This window comes from Nocardia sp. NPDC056000, assembly GCF_042269265.1.
Classification (GTDB): domain Bacteria; phylum Actinomycetota; class Actinomycetes; order Mycobacteriales; family Mycobacteriaceae; genus Nocardia.
Genome location: NZ_JBHJXS010000013.1, coordinates 349,234 through 373,835, shown reverse-complemented (window position 1 = coordinate 373,835; position 24,602 = coordinate 349,234). Strand labels below are relative to the sequence as shown.

Here is a 24,602-nt window from a genome sequence, read left to right as displayed (position 1 = left end):
CGCGACCACCGGTGGTGGAACACCCGGGGAATCGGCGGTACTGCGGGCCGGAGCCGAGGCGATGGCGCGGGGTGAGCTGGGGGAGGCGCTGCGGATATTCGAGACCGCGGTATCGACCGAGACCGGCGATATTCGGGTGTGCGCCATGGTGAACGCGGCCTGCGTGACCGATCAATTGGGTGATCACGCGGGTGCGGCCGAACTGTTCCGGGACGCGCTGGCGCAGATGGGCCCCGATGCGCCGCGCATGCGCCCGGCGGCGCTGATCAATATGTCGCAGGCTTTGCAGTTGCTCGGCGATCTGGACGGTGCGCAGGACGCGCTGGAACAGGCTCGAGAGTTACTGTCGGGCGAGGGAGCGCCGCTGGAGTTGCGGTACGCCTGCCTGGTGTCATTGAGCGCGGTCGCCCTGCATCGGCAGCAGTGGGCGCGCAGTATCGAGATCGCCACCGAATCATTGGACGCGGCAACCCGTTTCGCCCCCGATCAGGTCGGTCATTCGCTGATGAATCTGGCCGCCGCGCATTTCGAGACCGGTCGCTGGGAGCTGGCGGAGGATTTCGCCGGGCAGGCCCTGGCCGCGTTCACCGCCGCCGGTGACGGCGACGGCGTGGCCGAGACACAGCAGAATCTGGCCGTAATGCACACCCGCACCGGCAGATACGATGCGGCCGAACCACTGCTCACCACCGCGCAGGAGTACTTCGAGACCTCCGGTCACGCGCATCGCGCCGGAATCGGCTGGAAGGTCATGGGTTTGATCGCCGAACGCCGCGATCGGCCCGAGCTGGCGGACGCGCACTATCGGCGCGCACTGCGGCACTTCGAGGAATCCGGCGTCATCGTCGATGCCGCCGATGTGCGCACCCGCCTGGCCACCCTGGCGTTCGCCGCCGGTCGCTACCCGGACGGTGAAGCCGAATTGGCCACCGCCCGAGCCATTTACGCCGAACACGGCCTCGGCCTGCTCTGCGCGCAGGTGGACTTCTGGCATGCGGGTCTGCTCGAGCCCCTGCTCGAAGCCACGCCCGAACTGCTGCCCAGGGCGGTCGACCTGGCCGTGCCCGCCGCACTGGCCTTGGACGCCGTGCGCTACGAACTCCCCGACGGCGCACAGCGCGAGAACTGGAACCGCCGCATGGCCGATCCCGCCATGCGCCTGGCCTTCCGCTTCGGATTCCTGGCCGGTGACGCGACTCTGATCGCCGACCTCATCGAAACCGCCTGCGCCGGAACCACCCTCGATATCGACCGCCTCGCCGCACAACCGAACCACCCCACCCTGGACACCCTCGATCCACTGGAACCCCTGCCCGCCAACCCCGGTCCCATCAACGACGCTCTGCAACTGGGTAACGCCCTGGCCGCCGTGGCCGCGCGCGCCGGTCTGCCGGTAGCTCTGCCGCCTCGGGTAGCCGTGGCCCCCGACGGCCATATCGCGCTGGCCGCGGCGATTTCCGTCGCCGAACAGCGCTACGGCCGCCCCCTGCGTGACAGCCGGGTGGTGCACTCATGACCGCTCAACCCACTGCCTACGTCCGGATGGCCGACGCCGGGGATCTGTTCATCTCCTGGCGATGGGAGAACGACGGCGGCGCACCGGGAATCGGCGTGGTGCCCGAGGAACAGGTCGTCGCGGCGGTGCGGCGGTTCGCGGCGGCGCTGCCGACCACGGGGGAGGCGGGGCTGGAATCCGCGCTGACCACGGGCGAATTGGCCACGGTCGCCGCGGAGGAGGCGCTGGCCGGATTCCTGTCGGCGACCTTCCTGCCGTATCAGCTCGCGGTCCGGCTCTACGAATTGCACGTGGCGGGGGTGCGCCCGCGTATCCGGATCCAGCCGTCGCCCCGGGTGGCGCAGATTCCGTGGGAGTTGATCGCCCCGGATTCCGGTGTGCGACTGGTGGATATCGCCGAGGTGAGCCTGCTCGCGCCGCCGGGCATCGTGCACGCGCCCGCGCGGGTGGGGCGCTCCTGGGCCGATGCGCGAGAGCTGCCCGTCGTCGCGGTGCTGGACCCCCGGGTCCCCGGCTTCCGCGCGGACTCCGCCCTCGGCTCGGTGCTCGGCCGAATGGAGTTGGACGCGCCGCTGACCAAGCTCGTCGCCGAGTACGCGGGACAGGATCGGCTGACGCCCGAGGTCAGTGATCCGGTCGCCGCGTTCCGCCGAACCGATGTGGACCGGGTATGGCTGGGAGAGGCATTGCGCGCGGGCGCTTCTCGGTTGCTCTACATCGGGCACGTGACCGCGGCCGCTCCCGACTCCGGCCAGAGCGAGTCGGCCACAATGCATTTGGCGTGCACCGCGGAAACACTCGGCTTCGCCCCCGCGCAGCGTGATCACCGTCCACTATCCGCGCGGGATCTGCTGCTGGGCACCTACACCCTGACCGAGGACCCCCGCACCGGCCCGCAACTCTGGCCCATTCCCAGCCGAGTAGCCCTTATCGCCTGCGAGAGCGGCGGCGATCTGCGTTTCGGTGAGGCACTCGGCCTGGTGGCCGCAATGCTCACCGGCGGAGCGGAATTGGTGACCGCGGGCCGCTGGGCGCTACCGACGGATCTGGCCTTCCAACGCTTCGGCGGCGCGGCCCCGGACAGCCGCCCGCTACAGGACGCGGTGTGCGCCATCGATACCGCCCACGAGCGTCCCGATCCGGTTGCCGCACTGAATGATTGGCAGCGCAGTCGGCTCGCGTCCTGGCGTGCGACCGGCGCTGTCGAACATTCGCCCCTGGTCTGGGCAGCCTTCGCCACGGTCGACGCGGGTCGGTAATTCAAGATCGTCGGCGAGCTCGCAGGAAGTCGTCGACCACCTGGCTGATATCGGCCCGGCTGAAGGTGTGCAGCCCGGTCAGTTTGGTGAAGACGATCGGGCCGATCAGTTGTGCCAGTGCGAGATTCAGGTCGAACTCGCCCAGTTCGGCGCGTGCCTCGGCGGTATTCAGCAGTCGGTCGAAGGGCTGGCGATACTGTTCGATCACCCGGTGCTGGAGACTCGTGAAGCTTTGGGACGCAGTGTCTTTCGTCTCTGTTCTCCCCATGGCCAGCCAGGCCAGCGTGGCCAGTTGCACCGGTGCGTCGTCGATGAGCGCGGATTGGCGCACGATCAATTCCACCAGCCGGTCCCGCAGCGTGCCGGTGTCCGGCGGCGGTGACACCTGCGGCACCAGCCGTTCGAAGGTCGCCGCCAGCAGTTCGGCGGAGCTGTCGAAATGCCGGTAGAGGGTGGTGCGCGCGACCTTGGACAGTTTGGTCACCGCGTCGATGGTGACCGCCTGCACCCCACCGGTTTTCAGCAGGGTGGTGGCGGCATCGAGCAGCCGGGCCCGCGAGCGCAGCTTGCGCGGATCGATGTCGTCGTCGGGCGTATTCGCTGCCACCGCACCGGTTCCTTTCCGGCGCTACCGGTAGTACCGTAGCGCTACTGTCAGTATCGTTTCTCGGGAGTTGCCATGGTATCCACCGGGCAGGGCACGGCCGTCACCACCAGATTGTCACGCCCGCAACGCTGGATGCTCACGGTGTCCTGCCTGTGCATCGCGCTCGTGGTCGCGGCCATGGCCGCACTGTATTCCGCACTGCCCGGCATAGCCGCCGATACCGGCGTCACCCAGCAGCAGCTGACCTGGGTGGTCGACGGCTACACCCTCGCCCTGGCCTGTCTGGTGCTGCCCGCAGGCGCGCTCGGCGATCGGCTGGGCAGGCGGGTGGTGCTGATCATCGGAATGGCCGTATTCACGGTGGCTTCCGCGCTCCCGCTGATTTTCGACGGCCCGCTCTGGCTGATCGGAGCTCGCGCGGCCGCCGGTGCTGGCGCGGCCTTCGTCATGCCCTCGACGCTCTCCCTGCTCACCGCCGGATTTCCGGAGGAGCGGCGCGGTCAGGCCGTCGGCGTCTGGGCGGGTGTCGCGGGATCCGGTGGCGCACTGGGCATTATCGGCTCCGGCATCCTGTTGCAATGGCTGCCCTGGCAGTCGGTGTTCGTCGCCATGACCGCCGTCGGCGCGGTACTGCTGGCGGCGGGTTGCACCGTATCGGAATCGATCGATGCCGACCGGCCGCCCCTGGATCCATGGGGTTCGGTGACGGTCATCGCCGCCGTCGGCGCGATAGTCGTTGCCGCCATGGAGGTTCCGAGCCGCGGCTGGCTCGATCCACCGGTGCTCGGCCTGCTGGCCGGCGGACTGCTCGCCGCGGTGGCCTTCGCCCTGATCGAATTGCGCACCGCGCATCCACTGCTCGATGTGCGGCTGTTCGCCGATCGCGGATTCGCGAGCGGCACACTGTCACTCACCGTGCAGTTCCTGATCTCGTTCGGCCTGTTCATGCTGATCGTGCAGTATCTGCAATTGATCCTCGGCTATTCGCCGCTGGCTTCCTCGCTGGCGCTGGGTCCGATGATCGTTCCGCTGGTGCTGGTTTCGCTCATCGCGCCCATGCTGGCCGACCGCTTCGGCCTGCGCTGGGTGACGCTGATCGGTTTGGCGACGGTCGGTGCGGGCCTGCTCGCCATCTCCCGACTGGATCTGGACAGCGGCTACTGGGGCCTGCTGTGGTCGCTGGTGATCATGAGTACCGGTATGGGCCTGTGCAGTGCGCCCGCCACCGCCGCGATCGTCGCGGGCACACCCGTGGCAAAGCACGGGGTCGCCGCCGCCGTGAACGACGCGGCCCGCGAAATCGGCGCGGCCCTCGGCATTGCCGTCGCGGGCAGTGTGCTCGCGGCCGGGTACTCCGGTCGTATCGCGTCCGCTCTGCCCCGGCTGCCGGAAGCGGCGCGCGGCCCGGTCGGCGATTCACTCGCCGCCGCGCTACAGGTGGCCGAGCGCGCGGGTCCGGCGGGCGCACCCCTTGCGGATTTCGCCAAACAGGCCTTCCTGCACGGATTCCAGCAGGCGAGCGTCGCCCTCGGCTGTGCCGGACTGCTGTCCGCTGTCCTCATCGCGGCGCTGGCTCCGGGTGTGCGGCGTTGATTCGGCTACCGTGCCGGGTGCGACAACTCGCCCATTCCGGGTGAATCGAATTCGTTCGCGCGCGTGCGAGCGTAATGCGATGACTACTCGCGGAGTACGTTTTCGACGACTGCTGATCGGCGCGGCCGCCGCCCTGTCCGTGGTGCTGGCGGCCGTGGCATTGAGCGCGTGCGGTAGCGATTCCTCATCTAGCAAGGATTCGGCAACCTCCACCGCCGCACCGTCCGACGATCCCGCGGCCATCGCGGCGGACGCCTACGTCTTCGGCTACCCCCTGGTCCTGATGGACGCCACCCGCGCGTCGGCGGCCTCGGCCAACCACTTCGACCACGCCGAAACCCTGCCCACCCCGGCCGACCGCCAGGTGGTGCGCCTGAACCTGGACACGCTCTATTCGCAAGCCTGGCTCGATGTGAAGAACGAGCCGATGATCGTGCAGATACCGGAGATGGACCCGAACCGGTACTGGCTCATGCAGTTCCTGGACGCCTGGACCAATACCGTGCACGATCCCGGCAGCGTCAATCCGCAGCTGAGCTCGGGCGATAAGGGCCCGTTCACCTATGCGATCACCGGTCCGGCGTGGAAGGGGCAGCTGCCCGAGGGCGTCACCCCGCTGCCCATGCCCACCGACACCGTCTGGCTGCTGGGGCGCGTGCAGGTCAACGGGCAAGACGATCTCGCGAACGTGAAGGCCATCCAGGATCAGATGAAGCTGGTGCCACTGAGCCAGTGGGAGAGCGGTAATCACGACAATCCGGGTGGCGGCACCCCCGGTGACAAATCGCAGAACCCGTCGAAGCAGGTCGCGGAGATGGACGGCCCCGCCTTCTTCGACAAGCTGAATCAGCTCATGGTCAACAATCCGCCCGCCGTGGCCGACGCTCCGGCCATGGCACGCTTCGCCAAGATCGGCGTCGCGCCCGGCGCGACCGCCGACAAGGTGTCCGCGGATGTGCTCAACGGTGCGGTCGCGAGCGCGACGAAAACCATAGCGGCCTACCAGAATCCGCAGATGAAGAATGAGAACGGCTGGCAGTTCGCCACCAATGTCGGCACCTACGGCACCGACTACCTGAACCGCGCCAATGTCGCACTGCGCGGTCTGGGCGCGAACCTGCCCAAGGACGCGCTCTACCCGACCGTCTTCAGCACGGCCGATGACAATGGCACGCCGATCCGCTACACCCTGCACTTCCCGGACGGAAAGCTGCCGCCCGCCAAGGCGTTCTGGTCGATCACGGCCTATGACGCCGACAGCTTCCTGATCGACAATCCCGCGAATATCTACGCGGTCGGCCATCAGATCCCGGTGACTAAGAACGCCGACGGTTCGGTGGACATCACCGTGCAGAACGCCGATCCGGGTCCGGCTGTACCGCAGGGCAACTGGCTGCCGATTCCGGCGAGCGGCAAGTTCTCCCTGACCATGCGGCTGTACGCGCCGGACCAGAGCGCCGTCGACGGCAGCTGGCAGCCCCCGGCATTGACGAAAGTCGGCTGACAATCCGATGATCGCCGGGCGTCGCACCGACGCCCGGCACCCGACTCCCAGCCGTTTGCCAGGCAACTCCGATGGACCTGTGAGGAATGAGTCGTTCGATAGGTGGATGACTCGTACCGCAGTAGTAGCCAGAATCGCAGCGATCGGCATCTTCGCCGCAGTACCTCTTGCCGCACTGGCGATTCCGGCCAGCGCCGACGCCAATGTCTCGTCTCCCGCCGATATCAGCCGTCCCGGACATCACGGTGACTGGGACCACCACGGCGAGTGGCGGCACCACCACGATCACCCCGGCGACTGGAACCAGAACTGGCCCGGCCTGCCGCCGCTGCCCGGCACCGGCTCCTTCTGACGCCCGACTCCGTGTTGACGCGGAGCCGATCCGTGTTGACGCGGAGCTGATCCGAGGCTGATCGCCTAACACCCAAAACCCAGCGCCCCTGCCGAATTCGGGAAGGGGCGCTGTTTTGTGTGCGGACTCCTATTGCGAGCGACCGCAATTCGAGCAGAACGCCGTACCCGCCTGGATCTGATGTCCGCATCCGGTGCAGTGCACCCGCAAATCCAGTGCGGTGCCGCAGGATCCGCAGAAGCGCCCGCCGGTGGTGCTGGCCGCGCAGGTGGGGCAGGTGACCCGGGCAGGCACCGACATGTCCTGGTTCTGGGTCCAGTTCTGCTGATTGGCGGCGTCGCGGAACTGGGAACCGCGCGCTTCGGCCTGCGCCTGCGCCAGCTGATGTGCGGCCATGGGGGAGCAGCGCGTGCACTGGCCGACGTGATCGTTCCAGCAGATGCGCGCGCAGACCCAGGAGCCGCAGCCCGCGCAGGACCGGAAATCGTCCTTGACCAGGTCGACGGCCTTGGCGAACGCCTTGTCCTTGGTGGCCGAGGCCGAACCGCCGCTCCAGGTGTTGGAGAAGTCGTCGGCGGCGTTGGAGACCTTGTAGATGGTCTTGGAGTAGTCGCCGAACAGATCTCGCAGCACGCGCAGCACACCGCGTCCGCGCGAGAGGTAGTTCTGCTCGAACGGCGACTTGTACGCGGTGTTGCAGCGATCGCAATGGAACTCCCACTGGAAGCCATTGTCATTGGAATTGTCGGAATACGAGCTGGTGAAGACGACCGGTGCGGTCATGGCGCGGGTTATTCCTTTGCGGCTCAGCGGACTACGAACGGACGCGACCGGAGCCCCCCGGACCACGTGTCGTCAGGTTCTTATCGTATGACGTGCGAGGTCCGCAACAGGAGGGACGAATACGGACATCGCCTACGCCCCGAAAACCATGGCCCCGAGAAGCATCGTCCAGGTAAGTCGGGGGTCACGAATCGATAACGGGCCAATTCCGCTGCCGATGTGCCGGACAGGGACTTCGGGAGAGGCGGAATGGGTGTTTCGGACAAGGGTGTTTCGAGCGTGGGCGGTCGCCGTGGCGGCGGCTGTCACGGCGAGCCTGTTGCTCGTCGGGCAACCGGCACAGGCCGCGCCACAGCAGCGGTGCGAGGTGAGCAGCGGGCGCACCCAGCCGACCGCGAAACCGGAAGCGGTCGGGCTGGATCCGGCGGAGTTGCAGCGCGCCGTCGACTTCGCGGCGGACCCGACACGATTCACCGTGCAGATCTTCCGGAACAACTGCCTCGTCGCGGGCGGGCCGAACAACAAACGCGCGGGCGGTATGCCGTGGAACCTGTGGAGCAGCACCAAGAGTGTGGTGGCCATGGTCGCCGGTGCGGCCGTGGATGACGGGCTGCTTCGGATAGACAGTCCGATCGACGCGTATCTGCCTGCCGGACTTGGTGATTCGGCGCACCGCGCCATCACCGTGCGCAGCCTGCTGACCGAGACCTCCGGTATGCAGGTCGCGGTGGCGTCCGAGGGCGTCACCGGACTGGTACAGCTCGACCCGAATGTGGTGGCGCAGGCGCTCGCGATGCCCATCGTGCATCCGCAGGGTACGCAGTGGCAGTACAGCCAGCGGGCGGTGGATCTGCTGGTGTACGTGGTGCAGCAGGCGGTGCGCGAGGACTTCCAGGCGTATGCGCAGCGGAAACTGTTCACGCCCTTGGGGATTGAGCGCGGTGACTATCACTGGGCGCGGGACCGCAGTCAGAACACGTACGGGTACGCGCATCTGGTGCTGCCGCCGGATGATTTCGCCAAGCTCGGTCTGCTGGTTGCCAATCATGGTGATTGGGCTGGGACACAGGTGATTTCGGCCGACTACCTGCGTGAGGCCACCACCGGCACCGCCGCCAACGACTGCTACGGCTTCCTGTTCGTGGTGAACGGTCCGGATTGCGGCTCCATCTTCCCCGGTATGCCCGCCGACGCCGTGCAGATGTCGGGAATGATGCGGCAGGACAATACGATTGTGCCCAGTCTCGGGCTGCTGGTGAGCTGGACCGGCATCACGGTGCCGGGAAGTTCGGTGAGCTTTCCGCACGATGTGCTGCGCGCGCTCACCTTCGCCTTCCGCGATCCGGTGCTCGCCGATCCCGGGCCGTATCAGGATCATCCGGATATCAGCCTGGCCGATCCGATGATCTCCAATCCGGCGGCCACCCTCGCCGCGCTGGGACTGGGGCCGATGGCCTATCCGGGCTGCGGGATGCTGTCGTGCCTGGACAAGCCGCTCGCGCCGCCGGTGTCGGATTGGCCGCCCGGCTGCTACATCGTCGGCTGCTTCGGGACCGATCCGGCGACTCCGGGGATCCGGTAGCGGCGAACAGCTGGAATGACTCGCCGGTCACAACAGACTCGCCAGGTACCCCCCGAGGGTATATGGTCGGGATATGGATCATGACGAGCATGCCGCGCACAAGGACGTGAACCACGCCGGGCACGAGGCGATGAACCACGCCGGAACTGCGGAAATGAGCCACGCCGAGCACGCGGGCATGGATCATGCCGGGGCGGCGGGCATGGATCACTCGGGCATGGATCACGCGGCCATGGGACACGGTAGCCATGCCGGGCACGCGGGCATGTCCATGGATGACATGGCGCGCGATATGCGCAATCGATTCCTGGTCGCGCTGGTGTTCTCGCTGCTGGTCATGTTCTGGTCGCCGATGGCCAAGGATATGTTCGGCCTGGATCTGCCGACGCCGTTCGGGCTGCGGCAGGACATCTGGGCGCTCATCCTGAGCCTGCCGGTGATCTTCTACTCGTCGACCATCTTCTTCACCGGAGCGGTCGCGGCGCTCAAGGCGCGCACCCTCGACATGATGGTGCTCGTCGCCGTCGGTATCGGTGCGGGCTGGCTGTATTCGCTGGCCATCACCCTCACCGGTGGCGGCGAGGTGTTCTATGAGGCGTCCACCATGCTGGCCACCTTCGTACTGCTCGGCCACTGGTTCGAGATGCGGGCGCGCGGCGGGGCCAATGACGCCATTCGCGCCCTGCTCGACCTCGCGCCGCCGCAGGCCGTGGTGATCCGCGACGGCCGGGAAGTCGAAATCCCCACGGCCGAAGTGATTGTCGGAGATCTGCTGCTGGTGCGGCCCGGCGCGAAGATCGCCGTCGACGGTGAGGTCGTCGAGGGTGAGAGCGAGGTCGACGAGGCCATGGTCACCGGCGAAAGCCTGCCGGTGCACAAGGAACCCGGGTCGGCCGTCATTGGCGCGACCCTCAACAAGAACGGTGTGCTGCGGGTCCGCGCCACCAAGGTCGGGTCCGACACCGCGCTCGCGCAGATCGTGAATCTCGTTCAGGAAGCCCAGAATTCGAAGGCTCCCGGACAGAAACTGGCCGACCGTGCGGCATTCTGGCTGGTGCTGGTCGCATTGATAGGCGGCGCACTGACTTTGGGCGTATGGCTGCTCGCCGGGGCGACATTCGCCAAGGCCATGCTCTTCGCCATCACCGTCGTGGTCATCACCTGCCCGGACGCGCTCGGCCTGGCGACGCCGACCGCCATCATGGTCGGCACCGGCTTGGGGGCGAAACGCGGTGTGCTATTCAAGAATGCGATGGCGCTGGAGAGCGCGGCACGCATTCAAACGGTCGTCATGGACAAGACCGGGACGCTCACCAAGGGCGAACCCGAGGTCACCGAGATCGTCACCGACGGGGTGATCAGCGCGGAGGAATTGATCCCGTTGCTGGCCGCCGTGGAACGCGAATCCGAACACCCGCTCGCCGAGGCGGTCGTGAACTATGCCGAGGGGCACGGCGCGAATGGTGAACGCGCACAGGACTTCGAGAACGTTCCCGGCCACGGTGCGATCGCCACTGTGAACGGGCGGCGCGTCGTGGTGGGCAATCGTCGCCTGCTGGAGCGGGAAGGTATCGAGCTCGGCGAGCTGGCCGCCGCACGCGATCGCGTCGCGGGAGCAGGGCAGACCGCAGTGCTTGCGGCCGTGGACGGGAAGGCCGCCGCGGTCATCGGCATCGCGGACGCGGTGCGCGAAACCTCTGCTCGCGCAGTGCAAGACCTGCACGATATGGGTGTCGAGGTGGTCATGCTGACCGGTGACAATCAGGCCACCGCGGAACGTATCGCCGCCGAACTCGGCATCGATACGGTGATCGCCGAAGTTCTGCCGGGCGACAAGTCCGACCGGATCGCCGAATTGCAGGCCACCGGAAAGAAAGTCGCCATGGTCGGGGACGGGGTGAACGACGCGCCTGCGCTTGCCCGGGCTGATCTCGGCATCGCGATTGGTGCTGGGACCGACGTGGCGATCGAGACCGCGGATTTGGTTCTGATGCGGTCTGATCCGCTCGATGTTCCTACCGCGCTTCGCATCGGTCGTGGAACGCTTCGGAAAATGCATCAGAACCTTGCCTGGGCGGTTGGTTACAACACTATCGCTCTCCCGATTGCCGCGGGTGTCTTCGAGCCTGCTTTCGGGTTCACGCTTCGGCCGGAGATCGCGGCGCTTTCCATGTCCGGGTCCAGTGTCATCGTGGCTTTGAATGCCTTGTCGCTCAAGCGGTTGCGCCTTCCGGCGCAGCGATGATCGATAGACAAGAGAAGAAAAGAACAAGAGAATAAAGAACAAAAGATAAAAGACGCCTGGACAAGAAGAAAAGAAGGCCCGAAGGGCCTCGAGACACCGGCATCGAGCCGTACGGACTTGGCAGAGGCCGTGCGGGACATGCCTGTAGCACCGGCAGGGGATTCCTGACGGTGGAGGCAAGCGGTGGAAGCTATTGCCGGGCTGGGCAAGCCGGGCGAGGCAATACCCAGGGTCGCTGACGCATCCGACTCGGCACACAGGCCCGAGAGGGGCGAGCGGGCAACGGTGGTGCCGCCGGTGCGGTGGCCATCAACTCGTCGGGGTGGTGAAGGTGGTTCACCTTCGGTGTCCGGGTCGGGTCGATGTGCGCTGGTGCGATCCAGGCGGTGCGGCCTGCGAAGGCTGAATCCTTACCGAGCTTGATCGTGGTCCACCCGGTCGGGGAGTCATTGACCAAGGCGTGGCAGTGATCGCAAGCCAGCGTGAGGTTTTCGATGTCGGTGGGTCCGCCCTTGATGTACTCGGTGACATGGTGGACAGCGGCCATGCTGGCTGGTGCGGTGCATCCGGGGCGGGTGCAAGCTCGTTCGGTGGCGATCAACGCCATCCGCTGTGCCGGGTTCGCAAGGCGTGCTTCACCGATGTGCAGGGGCATGTTGTTGCCATCGGTGACGACGGAGAACGTCTTGCTCTTGCGTGCAGCCATTTCCAACGCGACCGCGACCGGCACCGTCCCGCCCGTGGCGGTGGTGGCCACTCCGGCGGCGCGTTCCACATCGGCGATGCTCATGGTCAGGATCGTGGTGACGGGCAGGCCCCGGTGCGAGCCGAGATGGGCGGGGTTGAAGTCGGGGTGCAGGAGCGCGAACAGCGCATCGTGCTGACGCTGCACCGTGGTGCGCGTATCGCGTACGGCGGCGGCCTTCACGACCTCGGGGTCGAGGTTCTCATCGACCACGAACGGGCTCTCGGGATCAGCCGGGTTGCACAGGCCGGGGCGCGCGAGCTTGGCCAGCACCGCATCCATCGCCGCGCGTGCTTCGGGGGTCAACACCACGGTCATCGTGGACATCAGGTCGAACCCTTGCGGGCTCAACCGCATGCTGCGCAAGCGAGCGCGGTCCGCATCGTCGGTGAGGGTGCCGTCGGGATCCAAGTGGCCCAGGATCCGGTCGCCGATTTTGGGGAGCTGGTTCGGGTTCAGCGCACGGGCATGCCGCGCGAGGTGCTCTTCGGCCAGCGCCCGGTCTTCCGCGGTGACCTTGTTGGGGAGTCGGTCCATGACCTGCCGGATAACCCGGACGTGGTCGAGGCCGATCGCGCCTTCTTCTTGTGCCAGTGCGGTGTTCGGCAGTATCGGTGCCGGGATGGAGATTTCGGCGTTGTCTCCGACGCGGGGCCAGATGGCTGCTTGTTCGGCGCAGTGCCAGCGGTTCAACGCGTCCCCGTGCGAAATCCGCAGTGTGTCTTGCAGGAACAGTGCCACCGAACCCGCTCCGGCGCGCTTGGGCAGTGACCGTGAGCAGGTCTGCACAACAAGGTCGAGTTTGAGCGCGTCGAGTTTGCGGGTAGCGGTCTCGATCTGCTGCATCAATTCGACAATGTCGTTGTCCGACACCGGAATAAGCGGCTGGGAGGTCAGGGTGTCGATCGCAGCGGAGAGCGCTGATGCACTCTCCGTGATTGCGATTGTCTCCCCTGAATTCATATCCCTATTCTACTCCCGCAAAACCGACCTCGAAAGTCGAATTACGTTGTGATATAAGGATATTCAGAATTCTTACCCTTTCATTTTCGGTCTGTGTGATGTCGAGATCGACGTTCTCACGGGCTCGAGGATCAGGAAGCGGTGCCGGTCTCAGGTGCGCAGTAGTGCGGCCTGTACCTGGCGCAGGCGGTCCACGTCGCCGCGGAATCCGGCTACGGCGTCGTTGTAGAGGAATGCCTCCCACAGTCGAACCAGCGCGTATGCCAAGGTGTTTCGCTCGATCGGCGGTTCATAGCCCTGTGCCTGCGCCTTGTCGATGAGCTGCTCCACGATCGCCACCGCTGCCGGATGGACCACGCCGTCACTGCGGGTGATCAGGCGCAGCGCCGCGGTGGATTCATTGTCGAAGTAGGTGCGCAGGGAGTCGTCCTCGACCAGCCAGTGGATGGTGTAGTCGAGGATCTCGTTCAGGCGCTGCCCGCCCTCGGCTCGGCAGCGTTTGTCGGCGTGCGCGACCATGCGTTCCAACTGCCGGGCGATGGCCGCGCCGAGCAGTCCGTCGCGGGATCCGAACCAGCGGTAGATGCTGGCCCGGCCCACTCCGAGCTGGGCGGCGATGGCATTCACATCCAGGCGTTTTCCGGCCAGGAACATATCGATGGCGGCTTTGAGTACATCGTCTCGACTGGCCGATGCCGGCCGTCCCGGTGCTCGTGTCCCCTCCGCGCGCGTCACGCCGAAAGCATAGGTGTCAGATATGGCGACAGCGTGCGGGCGGTGACCGCGCGGCCCAGGCTGAGCGCTTCGCGCAGTAGCGCCGGATCGCGATTGGTGCGGCCGATGGCGGGTGCGGTGTGCGGCGGGCGGATCTGGAGTACGGCCGGATCGGTGGCGAAATCGGCCTCGTCGCGGTGGTGCTGCTGTACTCGGCCGAGCCACGGGTCGACGGTGCCGGGTGCGTGCCGGGCCAGGTAGCGTGCCACCACCCTGCTCTCCAAAGCTGAAGGCGCGCTCATGTTCTCGTCCTCGCGGCGGGTGCGCAGCACCAGCACCCGGGTCGCACCTTGCGCCAGCGCGGTTCGGATGGGCACCGATTCGGAGATTCCGGCGTCCACGTAGCGGTGCGCGCCGATGCGGACCGGCCGACCGGCCAGGATCGGCAGGCAGGTGGAGGCGCGCAGCGCGGCCTGCACCGAGGCGCTGTCGGTCAGTTCGGGGTGTAGGTCGACGGCCGCGCCGGTGTCGGCGTCGGTGGCGATCGGATGGAAGGTGACCGGATTGGCCAGGATCGCCGGGAAGTCCATCGGCACGATGCGCTCGTACACGGTGTGCACCAGATATTCGGTATCCACCACGCGCCCGCCGCGCAGCGCTCGCGCGGGGGAGATGACCCGGTTGATGACCTCGGGATGCCAGGCCCGTTCGGAATTGCGGGCGCGCCCGCACAGCAGCCAGGCCGCGTTCAGTGCGCCCGCCGACGCGCCGTAGACCGCGTCGAAGCAGTGCAGTATGCCCAGCTCCTCGATGGCCATGGCCATACCGTGCGAGAACGCGCCGCGTGAGGAGCCGCCCTCGATGACCAGGGCGAGTCGATGCCCGTCGGTGCGTGCTCCAGGTGCGCTGTCCGCGCGGTGGCGGTGGGCGATGAGCTCTCCGACTCCGAGGGTCTGGTCCTGCTCCGGCATGGGTCCCCTTTCGTGGCCTCCCGAGTCTACGAGAGCTATTTGAGACATTGGATAGTCTGTGTATCATATCCGGCGCTACCCGAAGACATTGGAGGCCAAGCATGAAATTGGCGCTCACCGAGGACGAGCTCGCCTTTCGTGATGAACTGCGCGCGTTCTACCGGAGCGAAATCCCCGCCGACATTCGCAATCGCAACCGGCACGGACAGGAGCTGAGCCGGGACGATGTCGTCACCACCCAGCGCATCCTGAACGCGCACGGGCTGGCGGTGCCGAACTGGCCGGTCGAATGGGGCGGCCGGGACTGGACCCCCGTGCAGCGGCACCTCTGGCATGAGGAAATGCAGCTGGCCTCGGTACCGGAACCGCTCACCTTCAACGCGAATATGATCGGCCCGGTCATCGCGCAATTCGGCTCGCAACAGCTGAAGGAACGCTTCCTCGCGGCCACCGCCAACCTCGATATCTGGTGGTGCCAGGGCTTTTCCGAGCCCGAGGCGGGTTCGGACCTGGCCTCGCTGCGCACCACCGCCGTGCGGGACGGCGATTCCTACATCGTCAACGGTCAGAAGACCTGGACCACCCTGGCCCAGTTCGCCGACTGGATCTTCTGCCTGGTGCGCACCGATCCGGACGCGCCCAAGAAGCAGGCGGGCATCTCCATGCTGCTGTTCCCGCTGGACACCCCCGGCGTGACCGTACGGCCCATCGAGCTCATCGACGGTACCCACGAGGTCAACGAGGTCTTCCTGGAGAACGTCCGGGTGCCCGCGGAAAACCTTGTCGGACAGGAGAATCAGGGCTGGACCTACGCCAAATTCCTGCTCGGCAACGAACGCACCGGTATCGCCGCGGTCGGGCAGACCAAGGTGCGACTGTGGCTGGCCAAGGAGCAGGCCCGCGCCACCCGGCTCGGCGCGCGCACCCTGCTCGACGATCCGGTCTTCGCCACCCGGCTGGCCGAACTCGAAAACGAGCTGCTGGCACTGGAATTGGTGCAGCTGCGGGTGGCCTCCGGCCCCTCGGACGGTAAGCCGAACCCGGTCTCCTCGATTCTCAAACTGCGCGGCACCGAACTACAGCAGGCCGTGACCGAACTGATGGTCGATATCGCCGGACCGGATTCGGTTGTGCGCGAAGGGGATACCCCCGACACCGCGCGCCGCAGCACCGCCACCTACCTGAACTATCGCAAGACATCGATCTACGGGGGATCGAACGAGGTGCAGCGCAATATCATCGCCTCGACGATCCTCGGATTGTGAGGCAGCACCATGGATTTCGATCTGACCACCGAACAGGAAATGCTGCGCGACACCGTGCGTGACATCCTGGCCCGCGGCTACAGCCCGGAAGCCCGCACCCGGATCACCGATACCGAACTCGGCTGGGACCCGCAGCTCTGGCAGACCTTCGCCGAGGTCGGACTGCTCGGGCTCACCTTCGCCGAAGAGGACGGCGGTATGGGTGCCGGACCGCTGGAGGCCATGCTGGTGCTCACCGAGATCGGCCGCAAACTCGCCCCGGAACCACTGCTGGACTGCGCACTGCTGCCCGGCGGGCTGATCGCCGCCGTCGGCTCGGACGCACAGCGTAAAGGGTTGCTGCCCAAGGTCGCCGAGGGCGATCTGCGGCTCGCCTTCGCGCACGCCGAATCGGGTGTGCGCTGGCCGTCCGCCGAACTCACCACCCAGGCCGTCCAGCACGGTGACGGCTGGCAGATCACGGGTGTCAAACATCCGGTGGCGCACGGTGATTGCGCGGATCTGCTGATCGTCAGCGTCGCGCTCACCGACGGTGGGATGGGGCTGTTCCTGGTCGACCCCGCCGATCCGGGCGTGCGACGCACCACTTACCGCACCCATGACGGATTGCGCGGCGCGACAATCGAATTCGAGGGTGCGACCGCCGAACCCCTGGGTTCGGCGACCGATGTCTCCGATCCCATCGAGGCCGCGCTGGCCGGTGCGCAGGCCGCGCTCTGCGCCGAAGCGGTCGGCGCGATGGAGGAGTCGCTGCGGCTCACCGCCGAATATCTGAAGACCCGCAAGCAATTCGGCGTTCCGCTGCGCGCATTCCAGGCCCTCACCCAGCGTGCCGCCGATATGTACGTCTCGCTGGAACTGGCGCGCGGTATGAGCATGTACGCGTCCATGTCGCTGGCGGACGGCATCACCGATCCGGTGGTCGCCTCGCGCGCCAAATTGCGCGTTGGCCGCTCCGCGCGGCATATCGGGCAGGAGGCCATCCAGCTGCACGGCGGCATCGGCATGACGGCGGAGTATCCGGTCGGCCACTACACCGCCCGGCTCACCGCCATCGAGCACACCCTCGGTGACTCCAGCGATCACCTGCGCCGCCTCGGCGAGTACGTCGGCGACTACCAGATGGTCGAGATCTGACGATGTGACTGGCCGGTGTGGGTGCGGAACAGTGTGTGTCCGAATGCTTGCTGGACGATTGCTCGAGTCCTTACGGTGAAGGCGACGCAGTGATCGAACGAAAGCGAGGATGCCGCAATGAATTTCCCGATCATCAACCTCGGATCCGCCACCCTGGATTTGGCGAGCACCATCACGAGTGTGCTCGCCAATATCACCTATCTGTTGCAGTCCTGGGGTTCCATGTAATCGGACGCTCAGTCGGAGTCGTTGCCGGACAACAGGGTTCGTAGAGCACGGGTAATGGCGTGCGAGGCGGCGCGCTGGGAGAGCCCGCGCCGGTCGACCAGCTGGTGCCGATACGCCCAGCCCACCGTGGCCTCGATCAGATCGAGTAGTTCACGATCCTGCGTACCGTCCCGATTCAGCTCGGCAGCGAAGATCCGCGCCAGTCCGGCGCGGATCTTGCCGTCGGTCAGCCGCATTCGCTCATCGATAGCGGTAATGGACGGCGACTCCAGCAGGCCGAGCAGTCGGGGGGTGCGCTGATGTGCGAAGACGATCGCGCTCTGTTCGACCACCGCCGCGATCCGCTCATTCAGCGGCAGGCTCGGATCGGGTGCGACCACCAGTGATTCCACCAGTTCGGACTGTGCGTCCACGGCCGCCACCCGCAGGTCCTCGCGGCCCGGGAAATGCACGAAGATACTGCGTTCGGACACGCCCGCGCGGTCCGCGATGTCCTTGGTGGTCGGTGCGTAACTGCCGTCCTTGAGGGCCGCGAGCAGCGCCTCCACGATCGCCTTGCGGGTCTGCTCCGGATTGCGCCTGCGGCGGCGCTCCCCGCTCGGGTGGCGCTCGGTGGTGCCCTCGCTCATCTCTGCATCCGATCACATGGGCTTCCGTCGACCTACGCGGGGTCGGGGGAGCATTTCGGCCATTGCTATTGCAGTCTAACTGCAATAGTGGTTATGGTGGCAGTGCACGGCAAACGCTGAAGAAACCATAGAAGGCGTTCTCAATGCCGTGAACGAATCGTTATGGCGAAATTGGCGAACGCACAGCTATCGGCTGCTTGGCTGGTTTGCGGTGCGCGCTAACGGAAGATCGAGGAGACGGCGTGGTCGACGGCAATCCGATAAAGGGCGCGGGTAATCAGGACAACGGCGCCGCCCGGGTATCCCGGCGCGGCATGCTCGGCGTCGGCGCGGCCGCACTGGCCGCGGTCGGCGTCGGCGGTGCCCTCACCGCGTGCGGCTCTTCGGACGAGGTGAATCCGTCCACCACCCAGACCGAGCCCACCGATGCCATCGCGGCGGCGAACAAGAAGGTCACCCAGACCATGCCGTTCGACGACACCACCGATTTCGCCGACGCGGATCACGGGTTCATCGAGGCGTTGCGGCCGGGCGTCATCAAGGACGACAAGGGCAAGGTGGTCTGGGATACCGACTCCTACGGCTTCCTGCAGGGCACCTGCCCGTCCTCGGCCAATCCGAGCCTGTGGCGGCAATCCCAGCTCACCGTCAAACAGGGTCTGTACGAGATCGCGCCCGGCTTCTACCAGGTGCGTGGCCTGGACCTGTCGAATATGACGCTCATCGAGGGTGATACCGGCGTCATCGTGATCGACCCGCTCATCTCCAATGAGACCGCGGCCGCGGGGCTGGCGCTGTACCGCAAGCATCGCGGCGACAAGCCGGTGACCGGGTTGATCTACACCCACGCGCACGTCGATCACTTCGGTGGTTCGCTCGGCGTCACCACCCGCGAGGATGTGGCCGCGGGCCGCTGTCCGGTGGTCGCGCCGTCCGGACTGCTGGAACACGCTGTCGCGGAGAACATTTACGCGGGCACCGCCATGTCGCGCCGCGCCGCGTACATGTACGGCGCGGCGTTGCCGCGCGGGCCGAAAGGACAGATCGGCGCGGGCCTGGGGCAGACCACCTCGGTCGGCACCGTCAGCCTGATCGATCCGACCGTGAACATCACCGCGACCGGACAGCAGGAGACCATCGACGGTGTTCGCATGGTGTTCCAGATGACACCGGGCACCGAAGCGCCGTCGGAGATGAACTTCTACTTCCCCGACCGCCGCATCCTGTGCATGGCCGAGAACGCCACGCACACCCTGCACAACCTGCTCACCCTGCGCGGCGCGCTGGTGCGTGATCCGCACGTGTGGTCCAAGTACCTCACCGAATCCATCAATCTCTATGCGCGCCAGTCCGATATCGTCTTCTCCTCCCATCACTGGCCGATCTGGGGCACCGACAAGATCGTGGAATACCTTTCCGCGCAACGGGATCTGTACGGATACCTCAATGACCAGACCCTGCGAATGCTCAACACCGGCATGGTCGGCAGTGAGATCGCCGAGGCCATGCGGATGCCGCCCGCGATCGAGAAAGCCTGGTACTCACACGGTTACTACGGGTCGGTCAGCCACAATGTGAAAGCCATCTACCAGCGGTACATGGGCTGGTTCGACGGCAATCCCGCGCACCTGTGGGAGCATCCGCCCGTCGACAACGCCAAGCGGCACGTCGATGCCATGGGCGGTGCGAACGAGGTGCTGAAGAAGGCCCAAAAGGCCTATGACGACGCCGATTTCCGCTGGGCCGTGCAGTTGCTCAACTACGCGATCTTCGCCGACGCGAACAACAAGAAGGCGAAAGACCTGCAGGCCAGCGCATTCGAACAGCTGGGCTACGGTTCGGAGAACGCCACCTGGCGCAACTTCTACCTCTCCGGGGCGTACGAGCTGCGCAACGGGTCCTTCGGCACGCCCACCGCGGCCAATTCCAAGGGCCTGCTGGCGGCGCTCACCGTGGATCAGGCGTTCGACGCCATCTCGCTGTTCGTCAACGGCCCCAAAGCCTGGGACACCCACCTGGTCACCGACTGGAAGTTCAGCGATCAGCAGGACAAGGTGCATCGCGCCGAACTGCGCAACGGCGTGCTCGTGCACTACGACCGCTGGCCGGACGACGGCCTGCCCGCACCCGACGCAACCGTCACCCTCACCCGTGGCGGATTCATTCAGAACATGGTCGGCGGCGGCAATATGCAGGACGCGGTCGCCAAGGGCGACATCAAGATCGACGGCAATGCCGCCGCTCTCATTCAGATGAAGGGACTGTTCGACAAGCCGGATCCCGGTTTCGCCATCGTCACCCCCTAGACCGGATTCGCGGCGCGTCCCCCCATCCGTGCCGCGAATCCCATTGCGGGGCCCTGCCGCCGACCGTCCGGCAGGGCCCCGTTTCCATCTCCGCCAAACCCGCTGGGGTTCAAGGAAAATCAGTGGATTGTCAAGTGTGAGGTTCCCTACCCTCGAATAGTGAACACCGCAACCCTGCTGGACCACCTCCGCACCCACAGCATGCACCCGGCGCTGTCCCGCGCCGGTGTTCTGACCTGGGATGACGCGGAATTCCACCGCACCGCATACGATTCCGACCCCGAGACCTACGTGTTGCTGGCCCTGACGCCGGGCGTCCACGAGCACCAGCGCGCCCGCGTTCTGCTCCAGGTGCTGTCGGCCAGCCGTGTCGGGATCGATCAGCACACCCGTGTGACCCTCGACAAGGCAACGCGCGCACTGCTTTTCGCACTCGCGCCGAACCACGTCATCACGGTCTTGCTGGCACTGCGGCAGCGCCGCGTCAACCATAAGCACGTCACCCGGGCCATCCTCACCTTCATCCTCGATCATCCGGACGCCGAACTCCTCATCGCCGCCCGCCGCCCCGCCCTGCGCGACTGCTTCGAGCACGCGCTCGGTAAGGCGACGGCGCGGGGGTGTGTGCGCGAGATCGCCGGTGGCTCGGAGTCGCATCGAAAGCTGCTGCGGTTCAGTGCGAATCCGGCCGTCGCGGTCGAACGGGTGCGCCAGCTGTACGCGCCCGGCACCCACGGCGTGCCCGTGCTGACCGAACCCATCGCGCCATTGGAGCCGACGCGGCATCGCGAGCCGATCGTCACCGTGACCAATCGCGGCGATATCGCGGCGACCCTGGTGCACGCGTACCGGGGCGACGCCAGTCCCGAATTGCGTTCCGCCCTGGCCGGTTACGTATCGGCCGCGACGGACGGCCTCCCGCGTCTGGCCGCGAATGTGGCGCTGGTGCTGGACACCTCGGACTCCATGCGCGGCTACGGCGAGCGGGAATGGGCCCTGCTGTCCCAGGCCGAGGCGCTGCGCCTGGTACTGGCCCGGCTCTGCGACAACCTCACCGTCATCGAGGCGGGCGCGGCCCAGACCGGTCCGACCGACCTGGCCACCGCCCTGCTCGACGCCCTTGCCGGACGACCCAGCCGAGCGGCCTTCGCGGACACGACTACACGGTCCGCCGAGTCGGGTACGTCCATGCCCTTGGTCGAATCGGTAACGGCCACACGGGCGGCGACCTCGGTTGCGGCACGGGACGCCGGGGCATTGGCGGCGGGTGGGCCGGATCTGGTGGTGATCGTGACCGACGGGTATGAGAATCGGCTGCCGGGGGATTTGGCTCGGGTGGTGGCGACGCTGCCGCGGATCGGAGTGCGGACGCCGATCGTGCTGTGCCAGAGCACGTTCACGGGGCGGGACGAATTGTCGCTGCGGGATCCCGCGCCCGCGCTGCCGCATCAGCGGTGCTGGCATCAGGACGATTTCGCGGCGCTGCTGCCGTGGATGTTCGTGCGGTGCCCGGCCGGGAAGGACTGGGTTCTCGCCGCGGCCCGGGCGTTCCTGGACGGGCGGGAAGGAGTGAGGACATGAACCGACTCGATACGCTCGTACACGCGCCGGTCGATCTGAGCGGGTACCGGTTGGGTGCGCCGCAGCAGGCGGGGGCGCTCACCATGGTGCCGATCCACGGACCGGAGCGGCCCGGCATCGTGCCGCCGCGCTCGGGATTGAAGCTCAATCGCGTGGTGGGATACGGCAGTGTGGAGCTGCACAATGGCGCGCCCGCGGGCGTGGCCATCGTGCCGCTGCACATCGGATACATCCAGGAGGGCGCGCAGAATCACGCGCTGTGCTCGGCGGCGCTCATGGGTGCGGGGCAGACTCGGCTGTTCGACGATGCCTGCTGCGTACAGGCCGCGCAGGGCGGCTACCTCGAGGCGCGCGATCAGTGGTTCTTCGTACTGCCGCTCGAATTGCGCGCCCGGGCACTGGAATTGCGCGGGAAGCCGGGCTATTCCAAGCTGTGGCAGGATATTTCGGCGGTGAACGCGTGCTACCGGCTGCCCGCGCGTGGACATCTGGAGCAGTTGCTCACGCGTAAGCGCGCGGTGCTGACCCAGTTTCGCAGTCGGCTGGAATTGCTGCCAGGCCAACTCGGCGCGCTGTTCTTCGTCGACCGCAAGTTCGCGGGCCTGGAGATCGCGCCCGATCCCCGGTACTTCGCCGAAATGTGGATGCCGCTGGTGTGTTTCGCGTACGGCGTCGCCGCCTGGCACGCCGAACCGGAGCGCACCGCGGCCGAGCCGTTCGAGGTGGACGGCCTGGCCGCGCTGCGCGCCGAGCTCACCCGCGCGCGTGAACGCCGGGCGGATGAGGTGCTGTCCTGGATGCCCGCACCCGCGCAGGTGCGGCTCACCGAGGAGGAGCGCTACCTGGACCTGCGCCTGCACACCGTGACCGGCGGCGGCCTCACCGGCCAGCTGGTCGTCGAGCACGACCGGCCGGTGTACGCCTCCCTGTTCGCGGCCTGATTTAAATGGATTGCGCCACAACCGAATACGAGATTGAATAGGTACTACGGGAACTGAGCCGGGCACGGCGGGAACCAGCTTCATTCCAGATGAAGAAAAAACTCGCCTGTTAAGCGAATAGCCGACCCGCCATCGCGCCGGCCGCCTGTCCCGTTCCTACCGGGCGATTCCCCGGCGCGGCCACACCGCGCTGGGGAATTTGCCGTACCGCGTCACTGAAGAGCAGATACTCCGCCGGCGGTACGCACACCTCGCGATAGGGCTGGCGCGGCTCCACCCGTCGTTGCGGCCCGGGTATCACCACCCCGTGCCGCAATTCCTCGCCCTCGGGTTCGTCCCCCGCCTCCTGCGCGCGCACCCAGCTGCGCATGGCATTGGACGCCAGGCTGGGCAGATATTCCACCGCCCGCTCCCACTCCAGACCCTGCACCTGCGTCGGGTCGCTGACCGCTGTGACGACGACGGCGTAGGCCGTATTGATGTCCGTCATGCGGATTCACCCCTGTTCTCGGTTCCGGCGCTGTCTCGCGCGTTGCGCGGGGAATGTTCAGGTTACTTTGAAAGATCTTGCACTACTGCGTGTTTCGCTGTACTCGCAGGTGGCCTGCGAGTGTGTAGGATTGTCGGCGCAATGCCGATCTGAAACACGACCGTCTCGAACGAAAGTGGGCAGGAGCATGGGCGATTCCTCGGTTACCGGCATCATCGCGGCGGATTCGAGCGATGTGCTCCCGGCCCTGCCGCTGGGAGTCTGGCGGCCGACCAAGGAAACCCTGCACCGCTACATTCAGATCGTCGGCAAAGTCGCACTGGCGAAAGGTATTCGCCGCAATCACTGGTGGCATATGACCTATCGCGTCAATGCGCGCGGCTGGACCACCCTGCCGCTCGGCAGCGCCACCGACGGCCCGGTATTCACCTGCGCCTTCGATTTCTTCGATCACGTGCTGCGCATTTCCAATGATCGCGGCAGCCAGGAGGAAATTCCGCTCGCCGAACAATCCGTCGCGGGCTTCTACGCCGAAACCATGCGCGGGTTGCGCGATCTCGGCGTCGAGGTGGAGCTGCCCTTCCCGACCCCGTACGACCTGCCCGATCACGGCCGCCCCTTCGCCGAGGACGAGGAACACCACCACTACGACCCGGCCGCCGCCCAGCGCGCCTTCCGGGTCACCAGTCAGGTGGGCCGCATTCTCGAGGATTTCAGCGCGAGCTACTCCGGCAAGATCAGCCCGGTCCAACTGTTCTGGCACACCTTCGATCTCGCGGTGCAGCGCTTCTCCGACCGGAAGATCGACATGCCGGAGAACGTGGATCCGGTGACCCGCGAAGCCTATTCGCGCGAGGAGATCAGCGCCGGGTTCTGGTTCGGCGACGATAAGGTCCCCGAGCCGACCTTCTACTCCTACACCGCACCCGAACCCGAAGGGCTGACCGAGCTTCCGCTGCGGCCGCCCGAAGCGCGCTGGGTGCCATCGGGATCCGCGCACGCCGCCTACTACTCCTATGACGCGGCCCGGCGCAGCGCCGATCCGGTCGGCGCCTCCCTCGATTTCCTGCACTCCGCCTACGCCGCGGGCTCGCGTCTCGCCGGCTGGGACGCACCCGCTCTGGCCTGCCCCGGAGGCATCACCGACCCGGTCCTGGGCAGCCTCTGGAAAGGCTGGCCGGAATAACCGAG

At 66.5% G+C, this 24,602-nt stretch carries 20 protein-coding genes; 13 read left to right on the top strand and 7 right to left on the bottom strand.

The genetic code is table 11. The annotated features are described in order from the left end of the window. Window positions 1-61 precede the first annotated feature (61 nt). Window positions 62-1,516, top strand: a complete 1,455-nt coding sequence (locus tag ACFC4D_RS35165; RefSeq protein ID WP_375968622.1) for a tetratricopeptide repeat protein — start codon at window positions 62-64, stop codon at window positions 1,514-1,516. Further along, complete coding sequence (locus ACFC4D_RS35160; RefSeq protein WP_376069737.1) at window positions 1,513-2,775, top strand: hypothetical protein; 1,263 nt, start codon at window positions 1,513-1,515, stop codon at window positions 2,773-2,775. Before ACFC4D_RS35165 ends, ACFC4D_RS35160 begins: the two co-directional genes overlap by 4 nt. Before the next feature lies 1 nt (window position 2,776). Here ACFC4D_RS35160 and ACFC4D_RS35155 read toward each other — a convergent pair whose 3' ends face one another. Continuing rightward, a complete protein-coding gene (locus ACFC4D_RS35155; RefSeq protein ID WP_376069735.1) occupies window positions 2,777-3,382 on the bottom strand; it encodes a TetR/AcrR family transcriptional regulator in 606 nt (201 codons plus the stop codon). 72 nt (window positions 3,383-3,454) lie between these two features. Here ACFC4D_RS35155 and ACFC4D_RS35150 point away from each other — a divergent pair, with 72 nt between their 5' ends. The 3 genes from ACFC4D_RS35150 to ACFC4D_RS35140 all read left to right on the top strand — a co-directional run bounded on the left by ACFC4D_RS35150 (window position 3,455) and on the right by ACFC4D_RS35140 (window position 6,831). Next, the gene (locus ACFC4D_RS35150; protein ID WP_376069733.1) at window positions 3,455-4,975 is read left to right on the top strand and encodes an MFS transporter; all 1,521 of its coding nucleotides are present in this window, start codon (window positions 3,455-3,457) and stop codon (window positions 4,973-4,975) included. Between the two features lie 79 nt (window positions 4,976-5,054). Beyond that, the gene (locus ACFC4D_RS35145; protein ID WP_376069731.1) at window positions 5,055-6,479 is read left to right on the top strand and encodes a DUF1254 domain-containing protein; all 1,425 of its coding nucleotides are present in this window, start codon (window positions 5,055-5,057) and stop codon (window positions 6,477-6,479) included. A gap of 106 nt (window positions 6,480-6,585) precedes the next feature. Continuing rightward, complete coding sequence (locus ACFC4D_RS35140; protein ID WP_364638660.1) at window positions 6,586-6,831, top strand: hypothetical protein; 246 nt, start codon at window positions 6,586-6,588, stop codon at window positions 6,829-6,831. Between the two features lie 129 nt (window positions 6,832-6,960). Here the strand turns inward: ACFC4D_RS35140 and ACFC4D_RS35135 are convergent, their stop codons facing one another. Then, complete coding sequence (locus ACFC4D_RS35135; protein ID WP_364638657.1) at window positions 6,961-7,614, bottom strand: zinc ribbon domain-containing protein; 654 nt, start codon at window positions 7,612-7,614, stop codon at window positions 6,961-6,963. 292 nt (window positions 7,615-7,906) lie between these two features. Between ACFC4D_RS35135 and ACFC4D_RS35130 the strand changes: the two genes are divergently transcribed. Then, window positions 7,907-9,196 (top strand): serine hydrolase domain-containing protein, encoded by a 1,290-nt coding sequence (locus tag ACFC4D_RS35130; protein ID WP_376069728.1) that lies wholly within the window; start codon window positions 7,907-7,909, stop codon window positions 9,194-9,196. 73 nt (window positions 9,197-9,269) lie between these two features. Then, window positions 9,270-11,441, top strand: coding sequence for a heavy metal translocating P-type ATPase (locus ACFC4D_RS35125; protein WP_376069725.1), 2,172 nt, complete (start codon window positions 9,270-9,272; stop codon window positions 11,439-11,441). Window positions 11,442-11,631: 190 nt separating this feature from the next. Here ACFC4D_RS35125 and ACFC4D_RS35120 read toward each other — a convergent pair whose 3' ends face one another. From ACFC4D_RS35120 to ACFC4D_RS35110, 3 genes are all read right to left on the bottom strand, one after another. Beyond that, window positions 11,632-13,149, bottom strand: a complete 1,518-nt coding sequence (locus ACFC4D_RS35120; RefSeq protein ID WP_376069723.1) for a DUF222 domain-containing protein — start codon at window positions 13,147-13,149, stop codon at window positions 11,632-11,634. Between the two features lie 150 nt (window positions 13,150-13,299). Further along, a complete protein-coding gene (locus ACFC4D_RS35115) occupies window positions 13,300-13,884 on the bottom strand; it encodes a QsdR family transcriptional regulator (RefSeq protein WP_376069720.1) in 585 nt (194 codons plus the stop codon). After that, window positions 13,881-14,834 carry a patatin family protein gene (locus tag ACFC4D_RS35110; RefSeq protein ID WP_376069717.1) on the bottom strand — a complete coding sequence of 318 codons (954 nt, stop codon included), beginning with the start codon at window positions 14,832-14,834 and terminating at the stop codon, window positions 13,881-13,883. Before ACFC4D_RS35110 ends, ACFC4D_RS35115 begins: the two co-directional genes overlap by 4 nt. A 101-nt stretch (window positions 14,835-14,935) precedes the next feature. Between ACFC4D_RS35110 and ACFC4D_RS35105 the strand changes: the two genes are divergently transcribed. Then, entirely contained in the window at window positions 14,936-16,099 is a 1,164-nt protein-coding gene (locus ACFC4D_RS35105) for an acyl-CoA dehydrogenase family protein (protein WP_376069714.1), read from the top strand. A gap of 9 nt (window positions 16,100-16,108) precedes the next feature. Next, window positions 16,109-17,236, top strand: coding sequence for an acyl-CoA dehydrogenase family protein (locus tag ACFC4D_RS35100; RefSeq protein ID WP_376069711.1), 1,128 nt, complete (start codon window positions 16,109-16,111; stop codon window positions 17,234-17,236). Between the two features lie 236 nt (window positions 17,237-17,472). Here the strand turns inward: ACFC4D_RS35100 and ACFC4D_RS35095 are convergent, their stop codons facing one another. Continuing rightward, a complete protein-coding gene (locus tag ACFC4D_RS35095) occupies window positions 17,473-18,093 on the bottom strand; it encodes a TetR/AcrR family transcriptional regulator (protein ID WP_376069708.1) in 621 nt (206 codons plus the stop codon). Window positions 18,094-18,557: 464 nt separating this feature from the next. On the opposite strand from ACFC4D_RS35095, the gene ACFC4D_RS35090 reads away from it, so the two are divergent. The 3 genes from ACFC4D_RS35090 (at window position 18,558) to ACFC4D_RS35080 (ending at window position 22,921) form a co-directional block, all read left to right on the top strand. Beyond that, on the top strand, window positions 18,558-20,399 hold the full coding sequence (locus tag ACFC4D_RS35090; RefSeq protein ID WP_376069802.1) for an alkyl/aryl-sulfatase: 1,842 nt from the start codon (window positions 18,558-18,560) through the stop codon (window positions 20,397-20,399). A 159-nt stretch (window positions 20,400-20,558) separates the two neighbouring features. After that, the gene (locus tag ACFC4D_RS35085) at window positions 20,559-21,980 is read left to right on the top strand and encodes a vWA domain-containing protein (protein ID WP_376069705.1); all 1,422 of its coding nucleotides are present in this window, start codon (window positions 20,559-20,561) and stop codon (window positions 21,978-21,980) included. Next, window positions 21,977-22,921: an ARPP-1 family domain-containing protein gene (locus tag ACFC4D_RS35080; RefSeq protein ID WP_376069702.1), complete on the top strand. Its 945-nt coding sequence runs from the start codon at window positions 21,977-21,979 to the stop codon at window positions 22,919-22,921. Before ACFC4D_RS35085 ends, ACFC4D_RS35080 begins: the two co-directional genes overlap by 4 nt. 109 nt (window positions 22,922-23,030) lie before the next feature. On the opposite strand, the gene ACFC4D_RS35075 is transcribed toward ACFC4D_RS35080, so the two are convergent. Beyond that, complete coding sequence (locus ACFC4D_RS35075) at window positions 23,031-23,411, bottom strand: hypothetical protein (RefSeq protein WP_375968499.1); 381 nt, start codon at window positions 23,409-23,411, stop codon at window positions 23,031-23,033. 187 nt (window positions 23,412-23,598) lie between these two features. On the opposite strand from ACFC4D_RS35075, the gene ACFC4D_RS35070 reads away from it, so the two are divergent. Further along, on the top strand, window positions 23,599-24,597 hold the full coding sequence (locus tag ACFC4D_RS35070) for a DUF5996 family protein (RefSeq protein ID WP_375968498.1): 999 nt from the start codon (window positions 23,599-23,601) through the stop codon (window positions 24,595-24,597). Window positions 24,598-24,602: the final 5 nt, after the last annotated feature.

What these genes read in the sequence shown, in the direction of transcription:
- ACFC4D_RS35070 (WP_375968498.1), top strand. Translation starts at nt 23,599, where the DNA reads ATGGGCGATTCCTCGGTTACCGGCATCATCGCGGCGGATTCGAGCGAT.
- ACFC4D_RS35090 (WP_376069802.1), top strand. Translation starts at nt 18,558, where the DNA reads ATGCCGTTCGACGACACCACCGATTTCGCCGACGCGGATCACGGGTTC.
- ACFC4D_RS35120 (WP_376069723.1), bottom strand. Translation starts at nt 13,149, where the DNA reads ATGAATTCAGGGGAGACAATCGCAATCACGGAGAGTGCATCAGCGCTC.
- ACFC4D_RS35160 (WP_376069737.1), top strand. Translation starts at nt 1,513, where the DNA reads ATGACCGCTCAACCCACTGCCTACGTCCGGATGGCCGACGCCGGGGAT.
- ACFC4D_RS35165 (WP_375968622.1), top strand. Translation starts at nt 62, where the DNA reads ATGGCGCGGGGTGAGCTGGGGGAGGCGCTGCGGATATTCGAGACCGCG.
- ACFC4D_RS35145 (WP_376069731.1), top strand. Translation starts at nt 5,055, where the DNA reads ATGACTACTCGCGGAGTACGTTTTCGACGACTGCTGATCGGCGCGGCC.
- ACFC4D_RS35110 (WP_376069717.1), bottom strand. Translation starts at nt 14,834, where the DNA reads ATGCCGGAGCAGGACCAGACCCTCGGAGTCGGAGAGCTCATCGCCCAC.
- ACFC4D_RS35095 (WP_376069708.1), bottom strand. Translation starts at nt 18,093, where the DNA reads ATGAGCGAGGGCACCACCGAGCGCCACCCGAGCGGGGAGCGCCGCCGC.
- ACFC4D_RS35125 (WP_376069725.1), top strand. Translation starts at nt 9,270, where the DNA reads ATGGATCATGACGAGCATGCCGCGCACAAGGACGTGAACCACGCCGGG.
- ACFC4D_RS35075 (WP_375968499.1), bottom strand. Translation starts at nt 23,411, where the DNA reads ATGACGGACATCAATACGGCCTACGCCGTCGTCGTCACAGCGGTCAGC.
- ACFC4D_RS35140 (WP_364638660.1), top strand. Translation starts at nt 6,586, where the DNA reads ATGACTCGTACCGCAGTAGTAGCCAGAATCGCAGCGATCGGCATCTTC.
- ACFC4D_RS35150 (WP_376069733.1), top strand. Translation starts at nt 3,455, where the DNA reads ATGGTATCCACCGGGCAGGGCACGGCCGTCACCACCAGATTGTCACGC.
- ACFC4D_RS35135 (WP_364638657.1), bottom strand. Translation starts at nt 7,614, where the DNA reads ATGACCGCACCGGTCGTCTTCACCAGCTCGTATTCCGACAATTCCAAT.
- ACFC4D_RS35100 (WP_376069711.1), top strand. Translation starts at nt 16,109, where the DNA reads ATGGATTTCGATCTGACCACCGAACAGGAAATGCTGCGCGACACCGTG.
- ACFC4D_RS35080 (WP_376069702.1), top strand. Translation starts at nt 21,977, where the DNA reads ATGAACCGACTCGATACGCTCGTACACGCGCCGGTCGATCTGAGCGGG.
- ACFC4D_RS35105 (WP_376069714.1), top strand. Translation starts at nt 14,936, where the DNA reads ATGAAATTGGCGCTCACCGAGGACGAGCTCGCCTTTCGTGATGAACTG.